Source organism: Streptomyces sp. NPDC048331, assembly GCF_043201215.1.
Classification (GTDB): domain Bacteria; phylum Actinomycetota; class Actinomycetes; order Streptomycetales; family Streptomycetaceae; genus Streptomyces.
Genome location: NZ_JBICYT010000007.1, coordinates 92,226 through 116,334 on the forward strand (window position 1 = coordinate 92,226; position 24,109 = coordinate 116,334).

A 24,109-nucleotide genomic window follows, 5' to 3' on the forward strand; every position below is an offset into this window, starting at 1 on the left:
AAAGGGATCCAAGTTTTGACCATGGCCGCCACGAGCCGATTCGTGCTCGCGCCGCACTCCGCGCCACCTGCCTACGCGGTCAGAACAGTCCGCCCTGCTCGGCGGACGCCCCGGAGACGGACGGGATCTGCGCCGTCGGGACCGAGGTCGCGGCCTCGTCCCCGGAAGGGACGAGCTCCCAGCCGGCCAGCAGCCGGGTGTCCACCACGAGTCCGTCCGCGAGGTGCAGATCGGGACCGGCCGCTCCCACCAGCCGTCCCACGACGGACCCGCCGGACACCATCTCGGTGAGCACCCGTCCCGGCCCCGACAGGCCCGCCAGGGCGTCCAGCCCGAACGCCCCGGCGTGGTCGGCCACTTCGCACTCCAGACGCTCCAGCGACTCCGGCCATCCGGCGAGCGCCGCCGCCCGGGCGTGCAGCTCGGCGACCTCCCGGGCCCGATCGGGCGCCGCCGGCAGGTGGGCCCGCACGCCGCGCTTACGGGCGTACGCGATCCGGTCGGGCACCCCGAGCGCCGCCCGCAGCAACTCCTCGGTGCGCCGGGTGGCCATCAGCGGACCACGCCCGAGCCAGGTCCATGCCACGGCCCCCTGCTCCAGCAGCCGGGCCGAACCACGCTCCTCGGCGGTGATCCCGACCTTGACCATGCCGGGCCCGAACCATGCCAGGTAGACCCGATAGGTGCGCGGATCGGCGACGTTGGTGTCGGCCGCCACGGAGAACGACCGGTCGAGGCGGGCGCACTCGGGGCACTGGGCGTTCCCGGCGCGGCCCGGAACGGTGTCCGCGGTGGGGCAGGGAGTGCGCTTCCCGGCCCGCCACACGCCGAGGCAGTGCCGCTCCCCGCCTGCGGCGAAGGCGATCCGCTGCCCGTACGCGAGCTCGCTCACCCGCTCGCCGCGCCCCTCCCCGTACCACCCGATGGCGGGGCGGCCGTCCTTCCACCGGATCCCGGTGCACCGCCACGTCACAGCGGGAGCGGCCGCTCGAAGAAGGTGTCCAGGACGACGGTGGCGTGCGTACCGCTGACGCCGTCGATGGCGTAGAGGCGGCGCAGGACGTCCTGCAACTGCTCGGTCGAGGCCGTACGCACCTTGACCAGTACCGAGGCACTGCCCGCGATGATGTGCGCCTCCTGGATCTCGGGGATCGCGGCGAAGTCGGCACCGGACTCGCCCATCCAGGCGTTGGAGTCGACCATCACGTAGGCCAGGACGCCGCTGCCGACGGCCGCCGGGTCGACTTCCACGGTGGTCCGCCGGATCACCCCGCGCTCGCGCAGTTTCCGTACCCGCTCGTGGGTGGCCCCCGCCGAGAGCCCGACGGCCGTGCCGAGAGCGGCGTACGACTGGCCGGCGTCCTGCTGCAGGCGCAGGACGAGCGCACGGTCGATGTCGTCCACGCAATCTTCCTCTCATGGGCCTGTCGACCCTTGCGAAGACGGTACCTGATCCTGCAATCTCACCATCAGGCCGAACAAAATTCGGTAGGACTCTTCCAGGGGGAATCATGTCTGCCATAGCCGACCTCACCTTGTACGAGATTCTGGATGAACGCTTCCGGACCGGCCGCTGCGCCAACGGTGACGCCCGGCTGGATCGCCTCTACGACGACTGCCGCTGGGCGGAGGGCCCGCTCTACCTGCCCGCCTGGAGGCAGCTGGTGTGGAGCGACATCCCCAACGACCGGATGCTCCGCTGGGACGAGGCGACCGGCGCGGTCTCCGTCTTCCGCTCCCCGGCCGGCCACTCCAACGGCAACACCCTCGACCGCGAAGGCCGTCTGATCACCTGTGAGCAGGGCAACCGGCGCGTCACCCGCACCGAACCGGACGGCACCCTCACCGTCATCGCCGACCGCTTCGACGGCAAGCGCCTCAACAGCCCGAACGACGCGGTCGTCCGCTCGGACGGCTCCATCTGGTTCTCCGACCCGGACTTCGGCATCACCAACGACTACGAGGGCCACCGCGCCGTCGGCGAGATCGGCGCCTGCAACCTCTACCGGGCCGACCCCTCGACGGGAGAGGTCCGGATGGTCGCCGACGGCTTCCTCGGCCCCAACGGCCTGGTCTTCTCCTCCGACGAGAGCGAGCTGTACGCCGCGGACACCCGCGCCGGCCACATCCGCGCCTTCAAGGTCACCGACGCGGGCACCCTCACCGACGACCGCGTCTTCACCACCTGCCCCGGCGTCGACAACATCCGCTTCGACGACGAGGGCCGGCTGTGGGCGGCCGCGATGGAGGACGGTGTCCGGTGCTACGCCGCGGACGGCACCTTGATCGGCCGCCTGCGCGTCCCTGAGCCGGTCTCGAACATCGCCTTCGGCGGCGCCAAGAACAACCGCCTCTTCATCACCGCCACCACCTCCCTCTACTCCCTGGTGATGTCGGTGACCGGGCTGCCCCGGGTCCTCTGAGGGCCCGGCCGCCTACCGGGCGACGAACTGGGTCAGGATCGCCTGCACCTCGTAGATGTCGACACCCTTGGTGAAGGTCTTCTCGATCGGCGTCGAGCTGCCGGATATCCATATCTTGAGCTCGGCGTCGAGATCGAAGTGCCCGGCCGTCTCGACGGAGAAGTGCGTGATGCTCCGGTACGGGACGGAGTGGTACTCCACCTTCTTCCCCGTGAGCCCCTGCTTGTCGACGAGCACCAGCCGCCGATCGGTGAAGAGGATCGTGTCCCGGATCAGCAGGTACGCGGCATGCACCTGCTCCCCCTGCCCCAGCAGCCGTGCGTAGTCGCGCTGTGCCGACACGGGGTCGACCGTGTGAGCGTTCCCGAACAGTCCCATGAGTTCCCCCGGTTTCCGGCTTCGGACGTCCAACCTCGGACGATCTTCAAAAACCGTACCGACGCCGCCCCGTCGTCCGCGTCCCCCGCCAGAGCCATCCCGCCCCTGACATCCTCCGGGGGATCCCTCCCCTTCAAGGAGGAGACACGGGGCCGTGAGGACATACGACAGAGGCCCCAGGATTTCTCCTGGAGCCTCTGTCCTGCTGTGCACTCGGCAGGATTCGAACCTGCAACCTTCTGATCCGTAGTCAGATGCTCTATCCGTTAAGCTACGAGTGCTTGGGCTTCTCGGGGTTTTGCGCCCCGTTGGCCTTGCGAGAACAACAATACATGGACCTCGCCGGGACGCGAAATCCATTACCCAAACCGCTTCTGACCTGCGGAAACGAGCTGGATGGAGATCATCCGGATGGCTTCGCGCAAAGGTGTGGAGCGGGCCGGATCGCCCCGGAACGCATCGAAGCCCCGGTCCGTCAGGACCGGGGCTTCGATGAGGTGCGGAGGCGGAGGGATTTGAACCCTCGATGGGGTGTAAGCCCCAAACCGCATTAGCAGTGCGGCGCCATAGACCGGACTAGGCGACGCCTCCAGCACACCCTCGCGTACGAAGGTGCGTGCAGATGATGACACAGGCGCAGGGCCCCTCACCAATCCGCTCCCACGGTACTAGGCGGGACGGGCGGAGGGCAAAGCCTTAAAGCAGCGCGGCACGCAACGTCGGCGGGTCCTCGTCGTTGGGCAGGCGTACGACGTACGGACGACCTGGAGTGCCCCATGCTGCGTCTCGCCGCCTTCGCCGTCACCTCCGCCCTGGCCGCCGCGGTGGCCGGGCCACTGCCGCCGCTCCCGTTGGGCCGGCTGCTGGCGACACCCGACCGCCTCACCATCGCCATGGCCGACACCGGGAACCGGCACCTGGACCGGGAGTACCGGCTCGAATGCGGTCCGGTCGGGGGCGACCACCCGGAGGCGGAGGGGGCCTGCGCGCGGCTGGACCAGTTCGCCAGGGAGGGGAAGGACCCCTTCGCCCCCGTCTCCAAGCGGCAGATCTGCACCATGCAGCACGGGGGCCCCGCCACCGCCCGGATCACCGGAACCTGGAACGGCCACAAGGTGAACGCCACGTTCCGGCGGACCGACGGATGCGAGATCCGGCGCTGGGACGAGTTGGAACCTCTGCTTCCGAGTGGGCGTTCCTGACCTGGGAGGATGCGCGGGATGGGCGGTATCCACCACACATCGGCCACCCCATCGCGGGCCTGTGGCCTTAGACTCCTCCCGTGACTTGCCGGTAGTTGTTGGTCAGGGAGGAAGCTCGTCGTGAGCAGCAGGCCATCCCGAGGCGCTGCTCGCCTCGCAGCAATACTCGACGCTCTTCCGGACGCGCTGTTGCTCGTCAACGCCAACGGCACGGTCGTCAACGCCAATTCGATCGCGCTCGAGGTCATGGAGAGCCCCGGCACCGGGCTCGTCGGGCGGGGCGTGCTCGACCTCCTGCCCGAGTTCGACTCCAAGCTGATCCCCGGCTCCATGCGCCGGCCCGGCGAGGACGACGGCGGCCGCGCCAAACCCAAACGGATGACCGCGCGCCGTACCGACGGCTCCGAGTTCCCCGTCGAGGTCACCAGCGCGCATCTCGACGGACGCGACGCCTACCGGGAGCCGCAACCCGCGTACACGGGTGACGAGCTGCTGATGCTCGTGGTCCGCGATCTCTCGCAGACCGTGGACACCGAGGCCGAGCTGGCCCGCTCGCAGCGGCAGACCGAGATGATCCTGCGCGCCGCCGCCGAGGGCGTCGTCGGCACCGACACCGACGGACGGGTGGTGCTGGTCAACCCGGCCGCCGCCCAGATCCTCGGCTACCGCGCCACCGACCTCGGCAACCGCGAACTGCACGGCCTCGTCCAGCACTCCCGCGCCGACGGCTCCCCCTTCCCCTTCGAGGAGTCCCCGCTCGCCGACACCCTGCGCAGCGGCCGCAAGCACCGCGTCCGCGGGCAGGTGCTGTGGAACAAGGCCGGACAGCCCGTCGCCGTCGACCTGACCACCTCTCCCGTCCGGGACGGGGAGCAGCTCGTCGGCGCCGTCATGACCTTCACCGACCGGCGGCCCTACGACGCCCTCGCCGCGCGGCACGCCCAGCTGATGGCCGTCCTCGGCGAATCGCTGCGGGGCCCGCTGGACGAGCTGCGCGGTGAGCTGGCGACGCTCGCCGCCGACGACGCCGGACAGCTGTGGCCGGAGGCCAACCAGCTGCTGCACCACCTGGCCGCCGGGTACTCGCGGATGACCACGCTGGTGGACAACGTCCTCGGCTACCAGCGCCTGGACACCGGCAGGGACCGCCTCACGAAGAAGAACGTCCTGATCAACACCGTCGTCACGGCGGGCGTCGACGGGGCCGTCGAGCTGATCGGTCCGGGCCGCGCGCAGTTCGCCGTCCACGCGCCGACCATCGAGGCCGAGGTGGACGCGGACCGGATCGCGACCGCGCTCGCCCACCTGGTCGCGGACGTGGCCGGGGTGGACGCCACCGGCAAGACCCGCCAGGGCAGCGGCTACAGCGACTCGACGATCGTGGTGGCCGCCGCGCAGCGCGGCGACGTCGTACGGATCGAGGTGCGCGGGCCGTACGAGGGCGGGAACCCGGTCCACGAGCCGATCGTGCGCGGGATCGTGGCCGCGCACGGCGGCGTCCTCCAGACGGTCGAGGTCCCGGGTGCGCCCGGTGGGGCGTACGTGCTGGAGCTCCCGCTCGGCTCGGGTGCCGGAACGGTGGTCCTGCCGGATCCGCCGGAGGAGCCTCCGACCGGTCCGACCACGGACGGCGCGGGGACGGCCGGGGGCGCGGCTCCCGGCAAGGTCTCCGGCGGCCGGCGTGCCCGGCGCGGGGTGGACGCCTTCCTGGACGACGAACCGCCCGCCCCCGCGGCCGCACAGGCCGCGCAGGGGGGTGGCGCGTTGGCGCTGTCCTCCGGACGGAGGCGCGCGGGTGAGGCCGCGGACGCTCCCGAGACGGGCCCCGAACTCGCGCAGTCCCCGGTGAACCCGGCAGGGCTCGGCACCGGCCGCAGGCGCGGCCGGGCCGGTGACGGCAGCGGCGAGGCCGAAGGCCCGGGCGGGCACGACGGCCCCGGGCGGCCGGTGCCCCCGCAGGGCACCGCCATGCCCGCCCTCCCGCCCGTACCCGCGGTGCCCCCGGTTCCGGTGACCGAGCATCCCGCCGGGCGGCGCCGGGCGCTGGGGCCGGCCGGTCCGGCGCAGCCCGGCGGCCCGGTCCCCGCGACCGGGCTCGCGCCGACTCCCGCTCCCGCGCGGCCCATCGCCCCCGAGGGTGGCTTCGCGCTGCCCGCCGGCCCGACGCCGGCTCCCCCCGCGGCGGGTACCGACGCGGACGCTCCGGCCGGGCGGCGGGGCCGCCGGGTGCTGGGGACCCCCGGTGCCGAACCCGAGCCCGAGGCCGCCGCCGCTGCCACTGGCGCGCAGCCCGAGGATTCCGCCGAGAATCCGACCGGCCGGCGCCGCGCGCTGGCCGGTGGCGCCCCGGCATGGCCGCCGGCTCCGGCGACCCGTACCGCTGCCGAGGGCGACGAGCCCTCCGGCCAGGTCGCGGTCCCCGGTGCGCGTCGGCCGCAGGACACCCCGGCGGAGGGCCAGGCCGCGCAGCCGATCAGCGTGCGCGCCCTCGGCACCCTCGGCCAGGGCATCTCCGTCGACCCGGGCGGCGCCGGCCCGGCCTCCGGTTCCGGTGGGGCTTCCGGCTCCGGCCGCCGTCGCCGGCTCGCCGAGCCCGCACCGCAGGGCCGGGCCTTCGTGATAGAGGCGCCCGAGGCGGGCTCCGACGAGGGCCCCGAGCCGCTGGACGGCCCGGGCGGCGCCGTCGAGGTGGTCAACCGGCCCGTGCCGCAGCCCGTGGACGACGAGCTGCCGCCGGAGCCCCTGGACAACCCGCGCCGGCTCCTGGTGTGGCCCGCGCCCGATGTGCAGACGCAGCAGGCACTGAGCGACCGCGGCTACCGGCCGGTGATCGTGCACTCCCGCGAGGAGGTGGACGCGCAGATCGCCGCGTTCCCCGCCGCGCTGTTCGTCGACCCGCTGACCGGGCCGATCACCCGGACGGCTCTGCAGTCCCTGCGTCAGGCCGCGGTGGCCGCGGAGGTTCCCGTACTGGTCACGGCCGGGCTGGGGCACGCCACCCGCGAGGCGGCGTACGGCGCCGATCCGGCCGTGCTGCTGAAGGCTCTGGCGCCGCGTGACAGCGAACAGCACCCTTCCCGGGTGCTGCTGATCGAGGAGCACGACGAGATCGCGACCGCGCTGACCGCCGCGCTGGAACGGCGCGGCATGCAGGTCGCGCGAGCGGGCGCCGACACCGACGCCGTGGAGCTGGCGACGCGGATGCGGCCCAACCTGGTGGTCATGGACCTGATGCAGGTGCGTCGTCGGCGGGCCGGGATCGTGGACTGGCTGCGCGCGAACGGGCAGCTGAACCGCACCCCTCTGGTCGTCTACACGGCGACCGGCATCGACCCGGCCGAACTGCCGCGCCTCGCGTCCGGCGAGAGCGTCCTCTTCCTCGCGGAGCGGGCCACCACGGCGGACGTCCAGGGCCGCATCGTGGACCTGCTCGCCAAGATCGGCACCAACTAGTAATCCTGGGCCGATGGCCATCATCAACACGAGCGAGCACACCGTCCCCGCCGACAACGGGGAGGTGAATCTGCTCATCGCGCGGCAGGTGGAGCCAGGCCACGAGGAGACCTTCGAGGCCTGGGCCCACGGCATCCTGGAAACGGCCGCGGGCTTCCCCGACCACCTGGGGTACGGGCTCTTCCGTCCGGCGACGGAGGGCGGGCCGTGGTTCCTGGTCCACCGCTTCCGCAATCAGGCCGCCTTCGAGCGCTGGCAGGACTCGCCGGAGCGGGCGGAGTGGTTCTCCAACTGCCTCGGCCACCACCACACGGAGATAGCCCGCCGGGAACTGCACGGCATGGAGACCTGGTTCGCCAAGCCGGGTACGACCCGGCCCGCGCCGCCGCGGTGGAAGATGGTGATCAGCTCGGGGCTGGCCATCTTCCCGATCTCGCTGGTCGGCAACGCGGTGCTCGGGCCGTACCTGGTGGATCTGCACTTCGTGCTGCGGACGGCCGCCTTCGCCCTCGTGTTCAGCACGCTGATGACCTACGTGGCCATGCCCGCGGTCAGCAGGCTGCTGCGGCCATGGCTCACGCGGGGTTAGACCGTGATCGTCAGTCGAGCTTGGTGACGTCCAGTGCGCCGTCCGCGTACTGCTTGCGGATCACCTTCTTGTCGAACTTGCCGACACTGGTCTTCGGTACCGCCTCGATGAACGTCCAGCGCTCCGGCAGCTGCCACTTGGCGACGGTCCGGGCGAGGAACTCGCGCAGATCCGTGTAGTTCACGGTCGCGCCCTCCTTGAGGACGACCGTGGCCAGCGGGCGCTCTCCCCACTTCTCGTCGGGGACCGCAACGACCGCGGCCTCGGCGACCTCGGGGTGCGCCATCAGCGCGTTCTCCAGGTCCACGCTGGAAATCCACTCTCCGCCGGACTTGATGACGTCCTTGGCGCGGTCGGTGAGCGTGAGGAAGCCGTCGGCGCTGATCACACCGACGTCGCCGGTCTTGAGCCAGCCGTCGGCGCTGAACTTGTCCTCGGGCCGGAAGGGTTCGCCGGACGCGCCGCCGTAGTAGGAGCTCGCGATCCAGTTGCCGCGCACCTCCAGCTCGCCCGCCGACTCCCCGTCCCAGGGCAGGAGGTCGCCCGCGGGGCCGATCAGCCGGGCCTCGACGCCCGCCGGGAAGCGGCCCTGGGTGATCCGATAGGGCCACTCCTCCTCGGCGGTCAGGCCGGCCGGCGGGTGCGCCATCGTGCCCAGAGGTGAGGTCTCGGTCATGCCCCAGGCGTGACAGACGCGGACGCCGAGCTTGTCGTACGCCTCCATCAGGGAGGGCGGACAGGCCGCGCCACCGATGGTGACCTGCTTCATCGACGTCAGGTCGCGCGGGTTGGCGGTGACCTCGGCCAGCAGGCCCTGCCAGATGGTGGGGACGGCCGCGGCGTGCGAGGGCTTCTCCCGCTCGATCATCTCGGCGAGCGGGGCGGGCTGCAGGAACCGGTCCGGCATCAGCATGTTGATACCGGTCATGAAGGTGGCGTGCGGCAACCCCCAGGCGTTCACATGGAACTGCGGGACCACGACGAGGGTGGTGTCCCGGTCGGTCAGCCCCATCGACTCGGTCATGTTGACCTGCATCGAGTGCAGGTAGAGCGAGCGGTGGGAGTAGACGACGCCCTTGGGGTCCCCGGTGGTGCCGGAGGTGTAGCACATCGCGGCGGCCTGGCGCTCGTCCAGTTCAGGCCAGTCGTAGCTGTCGGAGCTGCCCGCGAGGAGCTCCTCGTACTCGTGCACGCGCACGTTCAAGCCTTCGAGCACGGACCGGTCGCCGATTCCGCTGACCACCACGTGCTCGACGGTCGGCAGGTGCGGCAGCAGCGGTGCGAGCAGGGGCAGCAGCGTGCCGTTGACCAGCACCACCCGGTCGGCGGCGTGGTTGACGATGAAGACCAGCTGCTCAGGGGGAAGCCTCAGGTTGAGGGTGTGCAGGACCGCGCCCATGGAGGGGATCGCGAAGTACGCCTCGACATGCTCGGCGTTGTTCCACATGAGGGTGGCGACCCGCTCGTCCTGCTGCACTCCGAGCTCGTCGCGCAGCGCGCCGGCGAGACGGGTGGCGCGGTTGCCGATCTCGGCAAAGCTTCGGCGGTGCGGCGCAGCCTCCCCGGTCCAGGTCGTGACCTGGGACTTCCCATGGATCGTCATCCCGTGTCGAAGTATGCGGGTGACGAGGAGCGGTACGTCCTGCATGGTGCTGAGCAAAGCGTCCTCCCGGTGAGCGCTGCGGCGCTGCGGCGGCTACGGATGCTGCCGATTCTGCGCACGTACCGGTCGGCATGTCACTACCCGGGAGTAGAAACCAGGGCGTGTTTCACGTGAAACATCCCCGGACGTCCTCAGGTTTCACGTGAAACAGCCTTCGCCTCACCGGACCGGCATGAGCTCCGGGTCCTCGCGGAGCTTGCCCAGCGCGCGGGAGACCGCGCTCTTCACGGTGCCGACCGAGACCCCGAGCAGCTCGGCCGTCTGCACCTCGCTCAGATCCTCGTAGTACCGCAGGACGACCATGGCCCGCTGCCGGTCGGGCAGCCGGGTCACCGCGCGCCACATCGCGTCGCGCAGGGCCTGCGCCTCGGCGGGGTCGCAGGTGGAAACCGCCTCGGCCTCCGGGAGCTCGTCGCATACGAACTCGTCGACCTTGCGCTTGCGCCACTGGGAGGTACGGGTGTTGACGAGGGTCCGCCGGACGTAGCCGTCCAGCGCGCGGTGGTCCTCGATCCGGTCCCAGGCCACGTACGTCTTCGCGAGGGCCGTCTGGAGCAGGTCCTCCGCATCGCACGGGTTGGCGGTGAGGGAGCGCGCGGTGCGCATCAGGACCGTGCCGCGGGTCCGGACGTACGCCGAGAACGACGGGTACGGCGTCGGATTCGAGGCGAGCGGGCACACAGGCGTGGTCATGTCTCCACGCTAGGAGCGCCCGCCCGCCGTGGGATCGGCCGCAGGTGCCGATGCTGGATCCACCTCAGGTTGTAGGAACAGGGCCGTCCCCACCGCCTGAAGGTGGAGGGGGCGGGGGCCGCGGGTCCCGGTTCTCAGCCGTCGACGCCGAGGATGAGACCGGAGGTCGGGACCCCGGTGCCGGCCGTGACGAGTGCGTGCGCCGCCCCCGCGACCTGGTTGACGGAGGTGCCGCGCAGCTGACGGACGGCCTCGGCGATGCCGTTCATCCCGTGCAGGTACGCCTCTCCGAGCTGGCCGCCGTGGGTGTTGAGCGGCAGCGCGTCCGCGGCCACGAAATCCGCCGCCTCACCCGGCGCGCAGAAACCGAACTCCTCCAGCTGCATCAGGACGAAGGGGGTGAAGTGGTCGTAGAGGATGCCGACGTCGATGTCCGAGGGCCGCAGCCCACTGGTCCGCCACAGCTGGCGGGCGACCACGTCCATCTCCGGCAGCCCGGTGAGGTCGTCGCGGTAGAAGGAGGTCATGCCCTCCTGGCGACGCCCGGCGCCCTGCGCGGCCGCGGTGATCACGGCGGGCGCGTGCCGCAGGTCCCGGGCTCGCTCGGTCGTGGTGACGACGAGGGCCTGGCCGCCGTCCGTCTCCTGGCAGCAGTCGAGCAGCCGCAGCGGTTCCACGATCCAGCGTGAGGCGGCGTGGTCGGCGAGGGTGATGGGCTTGCCGTGGAAGTACGCGGCGGGGTTGTTCGCGGCGTGCCGGCGGTCGGTGACCGCTACCTGTCCGAAGGCTTCGGGGGTGAGGTTGTAGGTGTGAAGGTAGCGCTGGGCGGTCATGGCCACCCAGGACGCGGGGGTCAGCAGGCCCCAGGGCAGTGACCAGCCGAGCGCCGCGCCCTCGGCGGAGGGCTCCCGCTGCTGGACCCCGGACCCGAAGCGGCGCCCGGAGCGCTCGTTGAAGGCGCGGTAGCAGACGACGACCTCCGCGACCCCGGTGGCGACGGCCAGGGCGGCCTGCTGGACGGTGGCGCAGGCCGCGCCGCCGCCGTAGTGGATCCGGGAGAAGAAGGACAGGTCCCCGATGCCGGCCGCCTGGGCGACGGTGATCTCCGGGCTGGTGTCCATCGTGAAGGTGACCATGCCGTCGACGTCGGCGGGGGTGAGGCCGGCGTCGTCGAGGGCCGCGTGCACGGCCTCGACGGCGAGCTTGAGCTCACTGCGGCCGGAGTCCTTGGAGAACTCGGTCGCTCCGATGCCGACGATGGCGGCGCGGCCGCCGAGTGCGTCGCGGGTGCGGACGCTCATGCCGGCACCTCCGCGGTGACCGTGCCCGTGACGTGATGGCCGATGCCGTTGGCGCCCACGACCCGGATCTCGACGAGGGTCCGGGCGGCGGCGGTCGCGGGCACTTCGGTCCCCGAGATCCCCGAGACGGCGGTGACGGTACCGGTGAGGGTCATCGTGTCGCCCGGGTAGTTGGGGGCACCGAGGCGGATGGCCACCTTGCGCAGGACGGCGAGCGGCCCGAGGTGGTCGGTGATGTACCGCCCGACCAGGCCGTTCGTGGTCAGGATGTTCATGAAGACGTCCGGGGAGCCCTTCTCCTGCGCGAGCGCCGCGTCATGGTGCACGTCCTGGTAGTCACGGGAGGCGACCGCGCCCGCGACGATCAGCGTGCGGGTGACCGGTATCTCCAGCGGCGGCAACGTGTCGCCGACCCTCATGCCTGCTCTCCCTCGGCTGTCGGAGCGGATGTCGCGGCGGATGACGCGGCGGATGTCGAAGCGATGGCGGGGGACGCCGCGATCGAGGCCCCCAGCTCGGCCAGCAGCTCGCTGCCGCAGCCCAGGTAGGCGTCCAGCTGGCGGCCCCACAGGAAGTGCCGGTGGACGGGGTGGTCGAGGTCGGCGCCCATGCCGCCGTGCAGGTGCTGGCCCGCGTGCACGACCCGCTTGCCCGCCTCCGAGGCCCACCAGGCGGCCGTCAGCGCGTGCTCGTGTGCCGCAAGGCCCTGGTCGATGCGCCACGCCGCCTCGTAGGTGGTGACCCGGATCGCCTCGGTGTCCATGTAGGCGTCGGCCGCGCGCAGCATGACCGCCTGGTTGGTGGAGAGCGGCCTGCCGAACTGCTCACGGGTGGAGGTGTACTCCACCGCGCGGGCCAGGGAGCCCGCGCAGACACCCGCCTGGAGTCCGGCGAAGGCGGTGCGGGCGGCGGCCAGTGTGTCCTCGTACGCGCCCTCGGATCCGAGGCGTTCCCCCTCGGCGGCGGTCAGTGTCAGCCGACCCGCCGACCAGGGGGCGGTGGTCTCCACCGGTGAGGTCCGCACGCCGGGCGCGTCGGTCCGTACGAGCCACAGTGCCCGGTCCGCGTCCGGGACCAGTACGTGCGTGGCGTCGCGCAGCCACGGCACGGCGGGGGCGGACCCGGTGAGCCGGCCGCCGTCGGCGGTGATCCGGCGGCGCGCCGGGAAGGCTCCGGTGGCCACCGCCTCGCCCGTGCCGAGGGCGGGCAGCAGCCGGGCGCGCTGCTCGGGGCTGCCGTGCGCGGCCACGGGGAGGATCCCGTACGCGCAGGTGGCGGCGTACGGGACCTGCGCGGTGGTGCGGCCCTGTTCCTCCAGCAGCAGGACCAGGCCGAGCAGGCCGAGCTCCTCGACCGCAGCGGTCAGTCCGGCCGTGGTGAGGGCCTTCCACAGCTCGGCGTCACTGCCGGTGCCGGCCTCGGCGAGGCGTTCGTGGGTGGCGAGATCGGAGAAGATCCGGGCGGCGAGACCGGCCGCGGCGGTCTGCTCCTCCGTGGGGTGGAAGTCCATCAGCCCTCGTTCCCTCTGAAGACGGGGAGTTCGAGGTCGTCGTCGACGCGCAAGAACTCCAGCTGGACGGGGAGGCCGATGCGCACCTTGTCGTAGGGCACGCCCGTGATGTTGCTGACGATCCGGACTCCCTCGGCGAGCTCGACGAGCGCGACCGCGTAGGGCGGGTCGAAGGCCGGGAAGGGCGGGTGGTGCATGACGACGTAGCTGAACACCGTGCCGGCCCCGCAGGCCTCGACCGTGTCCCAGTCGGGGCTCGCGCAGGCGTTGCAGCCGGGGAGCCACGGGAAGCGCAGGGCGGCGCAGGACGTGCAGCGCTGGATCAGCAGTTTGTGATCGCGCACCCCGTCCCAGAACCCCTGGTTGTCGCGGTTGATCACCGGGCGGGGGCGCTGCGCCGGTGGGCGCCGCACCGGCCGGGCGGCGGGCGCGTACTTGAGGATGCGGAAGCGGTGGGTGCCGGCGAGCTCCCCGTCGGCCTGGACATCCATGCGGGTGGTCACGAAGTGGCCGGTGCCCAGCTTGGTCGTCTTGCGGGGCGACACGGTCTCGATGACGGCGTCGAAGGTGATCGCGGCGCCGGGGCGCAGGGGACGGTGGTACTCCTGCTCGCAGTCGGTGGCGACCACGGAGGTGAAGCCGGCGCCGTCGAGGAGCGCGAGGAGGTCGTCGTAGGCGGAGGAGCGGTCCGCGTGGCCGGAGAGGCCGCCCATCGTCCAGGCCTGGAGCATGGTGGGGGGCGCGATGGCGTCGGGCCCGGCGTAGGCGGGGTTGGCATCGCCCATCGCCTCGCACCAGTGTCGGATCATCGGCTCGTTGACCAGGTCCTTGCCGCGGCCTGCGGTGGCTGCCGGCAGGCCCTCGAAGGCCGCCAGCAGCGTGTGGAACCGGGCGGCTGCCTCCTCGGCCGCGGCCGCGAGCTCTGTCGCAGCCGGGCCGGCAGCCGTCTCAGCAGCCGTGCCGGCGTCCACGTCGTGCACCTCCGCATCCGCGTCGGCCGTCATCGCTTCCTTCCCTTCATGCCGAGCCGCATCATGGCGACGATCTCCCGCTGGACCTCGCTGACCCCGCCGCCGAACGTGTTGATCTGGGCGGCCCGGTTCATCCGTTCGAGCTCGCCACCCGCGAAGGCCTCGGGTCCGCGGATCAGTGCCTCCTCGCCCACCACCTCCTGGCACATCCGGTACACCTCGACGGTGGACTCGGTGCCGAGGAACTTCACCCCGCTGGCGTCGCCGGGGGCCAGGGCGCCACTGCCCACGTCTTGGACGAGGCGCCAGTTGAGAAGGCGTACGGCGGCCAGGCGCGCGTGCGCCTCGGCGAGCCGGGACTGCACCCAGGGGAGGTCGGCGGACCGGTCGCCCGTGACCGGGTCGGGGGTGCGGGCGTGGTCGAGCGCGTACGCGTAGAAGTCCTCGGCCTGCATGCCGATGGCGGCGAGGGCGACGCGCTCGTGGTTGAGCTGGTTGGTGATCAGCCCCCAGCCCCCGTGCTCGGGGCCGACCAGATGGCCCGCGGGCACCCGAACTCCGTCGTAGTACGTGGCCGTGGTGGTGAGCCCGCCCACGGTGTCGATCGGCGTCCAGGAGAAGCCCGCCGTCTCGGTGGGCACCAGGATGATCGAGATGCCCTTGTGCTTGGGGGCCTCGGGGTCGGTGCGGCAGGCGAGCCAGATCCAGTCCGCGTTCTGGGCGTTGGAGGTGAAGACCTTCTGCCCGTCGATCAGCCAGTCGGATCCCTCGCGGACGGCGCGGGTGCGCAGCGCGGCGAGATCGGTGCCGGCCTCGGGTTCCGAGTAGCCGATGGCGAAGACGATGTCGCCCGCGAGGATCCGGGGGAGGAAGTAGTCCTTCTGCTCCTGGGTCCCGTACTTCATCAGGGTCGGGCCGACGGTGTTGAGCGTGACCATGGAGACGGGGGCACCGGCCCGGTAGGCCTCGTCGAAGAAGACGAACTGCTCGTCGGCGCCGCGGCCCTGGCCGCCGTACTCGACGGGCCAGCCGAGACCGAGGAGTCCGTCGGCGCCTACCCGGCGCAGGAGCTCGCGCCGGCGGACCGGATCATCGGGGAGGCCGTCCGGCAGCAGGTCCTGGAAGTACGCGCGCAGTTCGGCGCGGAGCCGCAACTGGCCTTCGGTCGGGGCGAGGTGCACGGCGCGGGCCTCCCGGCATCACATCATCGAGGGAACCTGACTGTCCGTCAGATTCACCTGTGATGTCAAGGTCGGAACGGCATGCGCGAGGGCGCCCGCACTACCGGACCCCAGCCGGTCCGGTCGCACGGACGCCCTCAGGAATCGGAGCGGCTCAGGTCGCGGCTACCACCAGGGGACGAAGTTGACCGCGACGGTCGAGTTGGACTGATCGATCGCGGTGAGGGCCGAACCGTTCACCTGGGCGCTGTTGCTCTGATTGGAGGCGCCGGCCCCCGTGGCCACCTGCTGCGAGGTGGACGAGTTGCCGTTGTTGTTGCCTCCCACACCGCTGCCGACGATGCCGGCCACGCTCGCACTCGATCCGTCGTTCGCGAAGGCGCCGTTGTCGGCCACGGCCACTCCGCCGAAGAGAGCGGCGGCGAGGGGGAGAGCGGCGACGGCGGCCATGACGCGGGCGGTACGGATGCTTGCCATGTCTTTATCCTCCAGAAAACCGAAGTGGGACTTACTCCAAGGCAGTTGGCCGACCGCCTTGTTGGTTCGTTCCGTGTGGTGACGACGTCGCGAGACCAGAGTTGCCCACCGAATCCCCGGCGAACCACCCCGGAGCGCCCGATTCCCCCGCAAGTATGACCAACATCGGATAAACCTCATTCGCGCCCTCGAAGCCCCAGGTCAGCACCCTGGAGGCGGCTGAACCCCGCGTCGTACAAGGGATGAAGCGTTCCGCCAGACCGCCTGTCCCGAACATGCCGAAAAGGGCCGCGCCGTCCGGGAACCCCACCGTCTCCCGGGCCTGCGGCCCTGCAATGCCAAGCTTCACGCCCCCTGCGCGCCCCTACGCGCCCCGGCGTGAGCCGGGGTGATCCATCCGTGCCCCGCCCTGGGGCACCCTCGTAGCGCGATCCACGGTCAGGACCGACCGGGCTCCAGCGCCAGTTACCGGGCTTCCTGCTGCTCTCGCCGTTCCTCTTGTCCGGCGGCGGCGCGTACGCCTGCGAACCGGACCCTGCGACTGCTCTTCACTCTCATGGACTGCACGTCAGAGACCCACTGGAACCTACTGGGACCTACTGGGACCTACTGAGACCTACCACTGCGGGACTGCGGGACTGCGGGACCACCGGCCTACGCGGCGAGCGCGAGCCCGTCCCGGGCGGCACCGGTGGCGGCGGCGGGCACTGTGTGCGAGGCGGCGGGTGTGGGTACCGCGGCGGACACCGCGGCCGAGGTCAGCGTGCGGGAGGTGGTTCCGGTTCCGGCGCCCATGGCCGCGGCGGTGGTGGAACGTCGTACGGACGGGGTCTTGCCGTGCGCCTCGGCGCGGATCCGCTGCTTGATGGTCGGCGGCAGCGAGCCGCCCCGCATCATCGCCCGCCAGCTCCGTCGGGCCGCGACGGCCGGCCGGCGCACGACGGTGGCCTCGGTGCCGGCGGTGCCCTCGGCGGCGGGGGCGGAGGCGGCGGCCGGAGCCGACTTCACTGCGAAACCGAAGCCGGAGAGAACGGCCATCAGGACGGCGAGGACGGAGGTCCAGATCGACGTGAGGATGCTGCGGTGAGTCATGACGAGGTGCCTCGATTCACGATGTTCGGACGGGCGGATCTGAATACATTCGTCATGATGTGGTCGCAACCGTGTCCTCCCCACGACGCGCGCCGATCTTCCGACAAACACCACTCGGAAGGCCCAACCCCGTGGCTCGGCCCTCACACCTCGCTCCCCGGAACCCACGGAAAACCCGCACCCACACCTGGCCTGACCTGCACATTTCCTTCAGCACGCCCCTGACGGACCGGCAAGCCGGGAAATCGCCCAGCCCGCCTTGCCCCGGCGGAGTACGGCCGTGCACGCGGCAGGGCCGCCATGACTGCCAGGCGGGCACGCGACCAAGGAATGGATACGGTCGACGCGTTGAACGAGATGGAGGGAAGCGAGAACAGGGGATCCGGTTTCGAGACACGCAACGTGCTGTATGAGGCAGCCCGATCAGACCTGGCGATATCGAGCGGCATCCCCGTCGGCAGTCATTCCGGTGCGAAACCGCAGAACCGCCGCGACGGTGTTCGACGGGCGCCCGACATGGAAACGGCCCCCGACCGTAGTGCCTGGTCAGGGGCCGTTCCCACTGCGGTGGGTGTGGGATTTGAACCCACGGTGACTCGCGCCACGACGGTTTTCAAGACCGTTCCCTTAGGCCGCTCGGGCAACCCACCTGGCCGGTACAGAGTACCGGCCACGTGGGGGTGGCGGGAGCGGGTCGGGTCAGGAGGCCTGGGCCTTGTCGTAGGCCGCCTTCACCTCGTTGCCGAAGTACGGGCCGTACATCCGGTTCGGGAGGAAGACGTAGCCGAAGCTGTTCACCGAGACCTGGGTGCCCAGGCCCGTGGCCTCGTTGAAGTCCTGGAACCAGGGGCCGCCGCTGGAGCCGCCGGTCATGTTGCAGCCCAGGCTGTGGTCCTTGGTCAGCAGGAAGTCCTTGCCGGTGTTGCCGCTGCAGTAGACCAGCTTGGTGCCGTCGTACGGGGCCGCCGCGGGGAAGCCGAAGGAGTACATCTTCTTGTTGTAGCCGCCGTTGAAGGCGATCCCCTGGGCCCCTACGGCCTGGCTGAGGGTCTGCCCGTTCAGCGGGGCGACGACGGCGAGGCCGACGTCCATGTTCATGTCCTCGCTCGCGGCCCACTGGTCGGTGGCGAAGGTCTTCGTGGCCGACCACTGCCCGTAGGGCGCGGAGCCGTTGTTGTAGGCGGGGACGAAGACCCAGTTCGTGTGCCAGGCGCCCTGGTACTTCACGCAGTGGCCGGCCGTGATGACCGTGCTGCCGTTGGCGCTGGCGACCGAGTCACCGGAGCAGGATGCGGTCCGCTCGCCCATCGTGAAGAAGACGCGGCCCGAGGTCTTCACCACCGCGCCGCCGGTCGTCCAGGCGCCTCCCGCCTGCGGGAACGCCGTGGGGGACGCGGCCGCCGTCGGGGCGACGGTCGTGGGGGTCGCCGATGTGGCGACCGGGGTACGGGACGCTCCGGGGACCGCGGTGACGTCGAGCGGGACGGCTGCGCGCATCCGCTCGGCGGTCCAGAAGCCTTGGGTGGGCTGCTGCCGGAAGGACGCGGGGGCATCCGCGGCGATCGAGGGGCCGGCCGCCGTGAGGGCGCCCGCGACCAGGGCGCCGGCCGCGAGCAGGACGGACAAGGCCGTGCGATGACGATTCACGCATGACTCCTTCTGCCGTGCCCGGGCCGGGTGACGAAGCCGGGCAGGGTGGGGGTGAAGAGCGGTCGGTGCGGATCGGCTGTGCGCGGTTCATGGAACGTCGAGCGTCGTGCGTCGAGCGTCGTGCGTCGTGCGTCGAGCGGATTACCGGGGGCAGAGTGGCACGGGCGCCTCGCAATGTCAGGAGGCAGTCGGAACGTTCGGTCGGTTCCGGCCAGGAAATGGCCAACTCCTCGCCGTTGCGCCATTGTGGGGCCGCCTACGGCGTCAGATCGTGAGCATCACGCCCGCGTACGAGACTCCCGCCACCACCACCCACGCCCCGAGCCCCAGAGCCGCGGCCCGCCCTCCGGTCCGGGCCAGCGTCGGCAGGTGCACCGCGCTCCCCAGACCGAACAAGGCCGCCGCCAGCAGGGCCTCCTGGGCGGTGCGCGCCCATTCCAGCGCTACGTCGGGCAGGACCCCGGTGGCGCGCAGCGCGGCCGCGGCCAGGAACCCGAGCACGAACAGCGGCACCGGCGCCGGCCTGCGGCCCGAGGCGGTACGCACCCCGCGGCGCCGGGCCCGTACCGAGAAGGCCACGGCCGCCACCAACGGGGCGAGCAGCGCCACCCGCATCAGCTTGACCAGGACCGCCTCGCCCAGGGCGGCGGGGCCCGCGGTCTGCGCGGTGGCCACGACCTGGCCGACATCGTGGACCCCGGCGCCGACCCACCGCCCGAAGGCGGGGTCGGAGAGCCCCAACGGCCCTTGGAGAAGCGGGAGTACCCCAATGGCGAGCGTCCCGCAGAGAGTGACCAGCGCCACCGAGGCGGCCACGTCCTCCTCGTCGCTCCCGGACACCTCGCTCACCGCACCGATCGCCGAAGCGCCGCATATCGAGTACCCGGTGGCGATCAACAGCGGCTGGTCTCCGGGGAGTCCCAGGCGACGACCCAGCCAGAGCGTGCCGAGGAAGGTGGCCGCGACCACGCCGATCACCATGGCCACCGTGGCCCAGCCCAACCGAAGCACCTGGTCCAGCCCCAGGCCGAGGCCCAGCAGGACGATGCCCATCCGCATCAGCCGGCGGCCGGCCAGGGAGAGACCCGGGCGCGCGGCCGCGCGTACGAACGTCCGTAGGCCCGGCAGATGCGCCACCGCGATGCCCAGCAGCACCGACGCGGTCAGCATCGGCACGGCGGGCACGAGGCGGTGGACGCACCAGGCCGTCAGCGCGCCGCCGGCGGCCATCGCCAACCCGGTCCACGGAGTGGGTGTTTCACGTGAAACAGGCCGCACCGACGTGCCCTGAGGGCGGTGGAGGAGGGCCATCAGTCGACGGGGAGCGTGTAGACGCGACGGATGCTGGTGCCCAGCCGGGAGACGTCGGCGCCGTACACGTGCACCGATATCGCCTTGGTCGTACAGGAGTTGCGCACCTTGTGGATGTCACCGGGCGGAGCGAACCCGCAGACATCGCCCTGGGCGTTGACCACGTCCTCGGTGGCCACCAGCCGGGCGGGGCCGGCGCCCGGAGCGAGCCGGAAGCGGCGTTCGCTCTCCTCACCCTCGTGCACCCCGGCCACGCACCAGGACACGTGGTCATGGATGCAGGTCTCCTGCCCGGGCAGCCACACCAGTGCGACCACGGAGAAGCTGCCGTCCGACTCGGCGTGCAGGATGTGCTGCCGGTAGCGCTCCGGGTCGCCTTCCCGCTGCGCCGGGGTCAGCAGGTCGGGCGCGCCCAGGTGCGGGGCGAGCCGTTCGCCCACCAGGTACGCGGTGAGGTCGGGGGCAAGCCCCCGCTCCACGACGGTGCGGATCTCACTGACGAGGGCGGCCATCCTCGTGGTGGTGCGGGCCGGCGTGGTGGTGGTCATATCGGCAGCGTGCTGCCGACGTTCCATCACGTCCAACGACAGTTATGACCTGAAATCCCAAGCACTGCTTATGGATCGGTCAGCAGCCGACCCGATTCGCCGCCACCTGTTTCAACGCGTCGAGCACCACGGCCGTCGCCGGGATCCGCAGATGGTCGCGGTAGACGTACGCGGCGATGTGCCGGCGCGCGGCGGGCTGGAGGGCACGCCCGCAGACCCGACTCAGCGAGAGGGAGGGCAGCACCAGGGCCGGCATCATCGCCACGCCCAGTCCTTGTGCGACCAGGCTCTGCACGACCAGGTTGTCGTCGGTGGCGAAGCGGATGTCGGGGACGAACCCCAGTTCCGCGCATTCGTGCAGCAAGTTCGCCCGGCAGCGCGGGCAGCCCGCGATCCACCGTTCCTCGGCGAGGTCGGCCAGGTGCACGGCGCGGCGGCGGGCCAGCGGGTGCCCGGTCGGGAGCAGCACCGTCAGCTGGTCCTCCATCAGCCTGACCTCGGCGACCTCCTCCGGGATCTCCTCGTGCAGCCCGGGATAGGTGAAGGCCAGGGTGATGTCGCACTCCCCGCGCTCCAGTCGGCGCAGCGATTCCGGGGGCTCGCCCTCCAGCAGTTCCACCTGTATGCCCGGATGGTCCTTGGCCAGGCCGCTCAGGGCCTCGGGGACGAGGGTGACATTGGCGCTGGGGAAGCCGCACAGTCTGACCCGTCCGGTGCGCAGCCGGGCGTACGCCCTCAGCTGGGCCTCGGCGGCGGAGAGGTTGCCGAGGATGGTCTCGGCGTGCCGGGAGAGGGACTCCCCGGCCTCGGTGAGCTGCATCTTGCGCCCCACGCGCGTGAACAGCGGGGTGCCGACGGCGCGTTCGAGCGCCTTCATCTGCTGGGTGATGGCGGGCTGGGTGTAGCCCAGCACGCGGGCGGCGGCCGAGTACGACCCGGAGGCGACCACCGCGTGAAAGGTCCGTATGTGCCGAGAATCGAACACCAGCGAAGCATAAGCGGACGTTGGAGGGGCCGTAGGCGGATTCCCGCCTACGGCCCCTCCTCATCGGGTCGCCGCCGCGACCGGTGGTGCTCGGGTGCTGCTACTTGTCGCCGACCCGCGAGCCGAGCGTGATGTCGACCGTGGTCGGCTTACCGCCGCGCAGGTAGGTCAGCTTGACGGTGTCGCCGGGCTTGTACGTCCAGATCATGCTGATCAGGGTCGGGCCGCTGTCGACCGGCTTGCCGCCGAACTCGGTGATGATGTCGCCGGGCTTGAGGCCCGCCTTGCCGGCGGGGCCGTTCGGGTCGACGAGCTCGTTGGCGGCCGCGCCCTGCTCGGAGATCTTGGCGCCCTCGGACTTGGCCTGGAGGTCGACCGAGACCGAGATCACCGGGTAGACCGGCTTGCCCGTCTTGATCAGCGATTCGGCGACGTTCTTCGCCTGGTTGATCGGGATGGCGAAGCCGAGGCCGATGGAACCGGCCTGGCCGCCGCCGAAGCCGCCGTTGCCCGCCGACTGGATCGCGGAGTTGATGCCGATGACCGCGCCGCGTCCGTCGAGCAGCGGGCCGCCCGAGTTGCCGGGGTTGATCGAGGCGTCCGTCTGGAGGGCGCTCATGTACGAGTTCTTGCCGCCGGAGCCGTCCCCGGAGGCGACCGGGCGGTTCTTGGCGCTCACGATGCCGGTGGTGACCGTGTTGGACAGGCCGAAGGGGGCGCCGATCGCGATGGTCGAGTCGCCGACCGCGACCTTGTCGGAGTCGCCCAGCGGCAGCGGCTTGAGGCCGGCCGGCGGGGTCTTCAGCTTGAGGACGGCGACGTCGTAGCCCTGGGCGCGGCCCACGACCTCGGCGTCGTACCGCTTGCCGTCGGAGAAGATCGCGAAGAGCTTGCCGCCGTTCGCGGCGGAGGCCACGACGTGGTTGTTGGTGAGGATGTGGCCCTGCTGGTCGTAGACGAACCCGGTGCCGGTGCCGCCCTCGCCGTCGCCGGCCGAGGCCTCGATGGTGACCACGCTGGGCAGGGCCCCGGCGGCCAGACCGGCGATCGAGCCGGCTTCGCGCTTGAGGTCCTTGGGTGTGTTCGCGGCGCTGATCGTGGTGGAGCCGGTGCCGTCGTCGCTGCGCTGGGCGGCCCAGTATCCGACCCCACCGCCGATGCCGCCCGCGAGGAGGGCCGCCACGAGAACGCCCGCGACCAGGCCGCCCTTGCCCTTCGGCTTGGGCGCGGGGTGGCCGTCGGCGGTCAGGGGAGCGCCCCAGGCGCCGCCGCCGTGGCCGCCGCCCGCGCCGTACGCCGGCACCGTGGGCGGCGGAGGCGGCCAGCCCTCGGCCCCGTGCGCGGCCGGGGCGGGAGCCTGACCGTAGGCGGGGGGCGCCTGTACGGGCGGGATCTGCTGGGTGGGGTCGGTGCCGGGCGCCGGAGTCGGCGGCAGCTGCTGGGTCACCGGCTCGCCGACGGCGGGCGCGGGGGCAGCGGGGGCCGCATCCTGCGTCTCGGAGGCCGGAGCAGGGGGTACGGACGGGGCCGCGGGGGGTGTCGGGGCCGCGGTGCCCTCGTTCTCGTTGCTCACAGCGCTCTCTCCTCGTCACACACGGCTTCAGAAAATTCTCTGGCGATATCGGTCCGACTGAACGTTCGACGTGCCGCACAAGTTCCTGGGCAAAGCCTTTCCCATGACCCGTCAGAGCACTGTAAGCCGGACCTGTGCATCTCTCCCCATTCTTTATATCCGACATTACGGATGCACTCTCGGGGTCCGTCCCGACGCCCGGGGGCATCTCGGTGGCACCATGACCCGGTGACCCACGCAATGCCGCGCACCATCCAGGTAGTCGCCCACCGCGGCGCCTCGGAGGATGCCCCCGAGCACACCCTGGCCGCCTACCGCAAGGCCATCGAGGACGGCGCCGACGGCCTCGAATGCGATGTCCGGCTGACCGCGGACGGCCATCTGGTGCTGGTCCACGACCGCCGGGTGAACCGCACCTCGAACGGCCGCGGCGCCGTCTCCGCCCTGGAGCTGGCCGATCTCGCCGCCCTCGACTTCGGCTCCTGGAAGGACCTCGAGGAGTCCCCCGACTGGGACGCGGACCCCGAGCGCACCTCCGTCCTCACGCTGGAGCGCCTGCTGGAGCTGGTCTCCGACGCCGGACGGCCGGTGCAGCTCGCGATCGAGACGAAGCATCCGACCCGCTGGGCCGGACAGGTGGAGGAGCGCCTCCTCGCCCTCCTCGAGCGCTTCGGCCTGGACACCCCACCGGCCGAGGGTCCGCACCCGGTGCGGGTCATGAGCTTCTCCGCACGCTCCCTGCACCGGGTCCGGGCGGCCGCGCCGACGATCCCGACGGTGTACCTGATGCAGTTCATCTCGCCCCGGATGCGAGACGGGCGGCTGCCGGCCGGCGTGACGATCGCCGGCCCGGGGATGCGGATCGTGCGCAATCACCCCGCCTTCATCCACAAGCTCCAGGGCGCGGGTCACTCCGTACACGTCTGGACCGTGAACGAACCCGAAGACGTTCAGCTCTGCGCTGATCTGGGCGTGGAAGCAATCATCACGAACAGACCTCGCCAGGTTCTGTCCCAACTCGGGCGCTGAAACCCCCATTTACACACCTGCCACCTCCGACCCGTTCGTTACAGGGTGTGCACCGGCGCATCCGCTCCGCATTCGGTCGA

At 71.4% G+C, this 24,109-nt stretch carries 22 protein-coding genes and 3 tRNA genes; 5 read left to right on the top strand and 20 right to left on the bottom strand.

What is annotated here, in order from left to right; translation table 11 throughout:
* Window positions 1-79: 79 nt before the first annotated feature.
* Together ACGFYY_RS13440 and ACGFYY_RS13445 are read right to left on the bottom strand one after the other, a co-directional pair.
* Window positions 80-973, bottom strand: coding sequence for a DUF2797 domain-containing protein (locus ACGFYY_RS13440; protein ID WP_393709060.1), 894 nt, complete (start codon window positions 971-973; stop codon window positions 80-82).
* Window positions 970-1,404 (bottom strand): Lrp/AsnC family transcriptional regulator, encoded by a 435-nt coding sequence (locus tag ACGFYY_RS13445; protein ID WP_393709062.1) that lies wholly within the window; start codon window positions 1,402-1,404, stop codon window positions 970-972. The genes ACGFYY_RS13440 and ACGFYY_RS13445 overlap by 4 nt, the downstream gene beginning before the upstream one ends.
* 107 nt (window positions 1,405-1,511) lie before the next feature.
* Here ACGFYY_RS13445 and ACGFYY_RS13450 point away from each other — a divergent pair, with 107 nt between their 5' ends.
* Complete coding sequence (locus ACGFYY_RS13450; protein WP_393709065.1) at window positions 1,512-2,423, top strand: SMP-30/gluconolactonase/LRE family protein; 912 nt, start codon at window positions 1,512-1,514, stop codon at window positions 2,421-2,423.
* A 12-nt stretch (window positions 2,424-2,435) separates the two neighbouring features.
* On the opposite strand, the gene ACGFYY_RS13455 is transcribed toward ACGFYY_RS13450, so the two are convergent.
* The 3 genes from ACGFYY_RS13455 to ACGFYY_RS13465 all read right to left on the bottom strand — a co-directional run bounded on the left by ACGFYY_RS13455 (window position 2,436) and on the right by ACGFYY_RS13465 (window position 3,392).
* Window positions 2,436-2,801 carry a PH domain-containing protein gene (locus tag ACGFYY_RS13455; protein WP_030762749.1) on the bottom strand — a complete coding sequence of 122 codons (366 nt, stop codon included), beginning with the start codon at window positions 2,799-2,801 and terminating at the stop codon, window positions 2,436-2,438.
* A 208-nt stretch (window positions 2,802-3,009) separates the two neighbouring features.
* A tRNA-Arg gene (locus tag ACGFYY_RS13460) sits at window positions 3,010-3,082 on the bottom strand.
* Window positions 3,083-3,301: 219 nt separating this feature from the next.
* Window positions 3,302-3,392 (bottom strand) — tRNA-Ser (locus ACGFYY_RS13465).
* A gap of 185 nt (window positions 3,393-3,577) precedes the next feature.
* Here ACGFYY_RS13465 and ACGFYY_RS13470 point away from each other — a divergent pair.
* The 3 genes from ACGFYY_RS13470 to ACGFYY_RS13480 all read left to right on the top strand — a co-directional run bounded on the left by ACGFYY_RS13470 (window position 3,578) and on the right by ACGFYY_RS13480 (window position 8,045).
* The gene (locus ACGFYY_RS13470; protein ID WP_365273448.1) at window positions 3,578-4,003 is read left to right on the top strand and encodes an SSI family serine proteinase inhibitor; all 426 of its coding nucleotides are present in this window, start codon (window positions 3,578-3,580) and stop codon (window positions 4,001-4,003) included.
* Between the two features lie 120 nt (window positions 4,004-4,123).
* Entirely contained in the window at window positions 4,124-7,456 is a 3,333-nt protein-coding gene (locus ACGFYY_RS13475) for a PAS domain-containing protein (RefSeq protein WP_393709068.1), read from the top strand.
* A gap of 13 nt (window positions 7,457-7,469) precedes the next feature.
* Entirely contained in the window at window positions 7,470-8,045 is a 576-nt protein-coding gene (locus ACGFYY_RS13480) for an antibiotic biosynthesis monooxygenase (protein WP_365264943.1), read from the top strand.
* Window positions 8,046-8,055: 10 nt separating this feature from the next.
* On the opposite strand, the gene ACGFYY_RS13485 is transcribed toward ACGFYY_RS13480, so the two are convergent.
* The 15 genes from ACGFYY_RS13485 to ACGFYY_RS13555 all read right to left on the bottom strand — a co-directional run bounded on the left by ACGFYY_RS13485 (window position 8,056) and on the right by ACGFYY_RS13555 (window position 23,000).
* Window positions 8,056-9,705 (bottom strand): long-chain fatty acid--CoA ligase, encoded by a 1,650-nt coding sequence (locus ACGFYY_RS13485; protein WP_393709071.1) that lies wholly within the window; start codon window positions 9,703-9,705, stop codon window positions 8,056-8,058.
* A gap of 162 nt (window positions 9,706-9,867) precedes the next feature.
* On the bottom strand, window positions 9,868-10,401 hold the full coding sequence (locus ACGFYY_RS13490; protein ID WP_365264939.1) for a SigE family RNA polymerase sigma factor: 534 nt from the start codon (window positions 10,399-10,401) through the stop codon (window positions 9,868-9,870).
* A 134-nt stretch (window positions 10,402-10,535) separates the two neighbouring features.
* Window positions 10,536-11,702, bottom strand: a complete 1,167-nt coding sequence (locus tag ACGFYY_RS13495) for a lipid-transfer protein (RefSeq protein ID WP_393709073.1) — start codon at window positions 11,700-11,702, stop codon at window positions 10,536-10,538.
* Complete coding sequence (locus tag ACGFYY_RS13500; protein WP_393709075.1) at window positions 11,699-12,121, bottom strand: MaoC/PaaZ C-terminal domain-containing protein; 423 nt, start codon at window positions 12,119-12,121, stop codon at window positions 11,699-11,701. Before ACGFYY_RS13500 ends, ACGFYY_RS13495 begins: the two co-directional genes overlap by 4 nt.
* Complete coding sequence (locus tag ACGFYY_RS13505) at window positions 12,118-13,212, bottom strand: acyl-CoA dehydrogenase family protein (RefSeq protein WP_393709077.1); 1,095 nt, start codon at window positions 13,210-13,212, stop codon at window positions 12,118-12,120. Before ACGFYY_RS13505 ends, ACGFYY_RS13500 begins: the two co-directional genes overlap by 4 nt.
* Window positions 13,212-14,216 carry a bifunctional MaoC family dehydratase N-terminal/OB-fold nucleic acid binding domain-containing protein gene (locus tag ACGFYY_RS13510; RefSeq protein ID WP_393709079.1) on the bottom strand — a complete coding sequence of 335 codons (1,005 nt, stop codon included), beginning with the start codon at window positions 14,214-14,216 and terminating at the stop codon, window positions 13,212-13,214. Before ACGFYY_RS13510 ends, ACGFYY_RS13505 begins: the two co-directional genes overlap by 1 nt.
* Window positions 14,213-15,364 (bottom strand): acyl-CoA dehydrogenase family protein, encoded by a 1,152-nt coding sequence (locus ACGFYY_RS13515; RefSeq protein WP_393709081.1) that lies wholly within the window; start codon window positions 15,362-15,364, stop codon window positions 14,213-14,215. Before ACGFYY_RS13515 ends, ACGFYY_RS13510 begins: the two co-directional genes overlap by 4 nt.
* 165 nt (window positions 15,365-15,529) lie before the next feature.
* Complete coding sequence (locus ACGFYY_RS13520; protein ID WP_393709083.1) at window positions 15,530-15,841, bottom strand: hypothetical protein; 312 nt, start codon at window positions 15,839-15,841, stop codon at window positions 15,530-15,532.
* A 654-nt stretch (window positions 15,842-16,495) separates the two neighbouring features.
* Window positions 16,496-16,933, bottom strand: coding sequence for a DUF6344 domain-containing protein (locus ACGFYY_RS13525; protein WP_393709086.1), 438 nt, complete (start codon window positions 16,931-16,933; stop codon window positions 16,496-16,498).
* Between the two features lie 565 nt (window positions 16,934-17,498).
* A tRNA-Ser gene (locus ACGFYY_RS13530) sits at window positions 17,499-17,583 on the bottom strand.
* A gap of 49 nt (window positions 17,584-17,632) precedes the next feature.
* Window positions 17,633-18,580, bottom strand: coding sequence for a trypsin-like serine peptidase (locus ACGFYY_RS13535; protein WP_393709088.1), 948 nt, complete (start codon window positions 18,578-18,580; stop codon window positions 17,633-17,635).
* Window positions 18,581-18,847: 267 nt separating this feature from the next.
* The gene (locus ACGFYY_RS13540) at window positions 18,848-19,894 is read right to left on the bottom strand and encodes a YeiH family protein (protein ID WP_393709090.1); all 1,047 of its coding nucleotides are present in this window, start codon (window positions 19,892-19,894) and stop codon (window positions 18,848-18,850) included.
* Window positions 19,894-20,442 (bottom strand): cysteine dioxygenase family protein, encoded by a 549-nt coding sequence (locus ACGFYY_RS13545; protein WP_365264917.1) that lies wholly within the window; start codon window positions 20,440-20,442, stop codon window positions 19,894-19,896. The genes ACGFYY_RS13540 and ACGFYY_RS13545 overlap by 1 nt, the downstream gene beginning before the upstream one ends.
* A 79-nt stretch (window positions 20,443-20,521) precedes the next feature.
* The gene (locus ACGFYY_RS13550) at window positions 20,522-21,427 is read right to left on the bottom strand and encodes a LysR family transcriptional regulator (protein ID WP_030755598.1); all 906 of its coding nucleotides are present in this window, start codon (window positions 21,425-21,427) and stop codon (window positions 20,522-20,524) included.
* Between the two features lie 100 nt (window positions 21,428-21,527).
* Window positions 21,528-23,000, bottom strand: a complete 1,473-nt coding sequence (locus ACGFYY_RS13555) for a trypsin-like peptidase domain-containing protein (RefSeq protein WP_393709093.1) — start codon at window positions 22,998-23,000, stop codon at window positions 21,528-21,530.
* A gap of 240 nt (window positions 23,001-23,240) precedes the next feature.
* On the opposite strand from ACGFYY_RS13555, the gene ACGFYY_RS13560 reads away from it, so the two are divergent.
* Window positions 23,241-24,029, top strand: a complete 789-nt coding sequence (locus ACGFYY_RS13560) for a glycerophosphodiester phosphodiesterase (RefSeq protein ID WP_393709275.1) — start codon at window positions 23,241-23,243, stop codon at window positions 24,027-24,029.
* Window positions 24,030-24,109 lie beyond the last annotated feature (80 nt).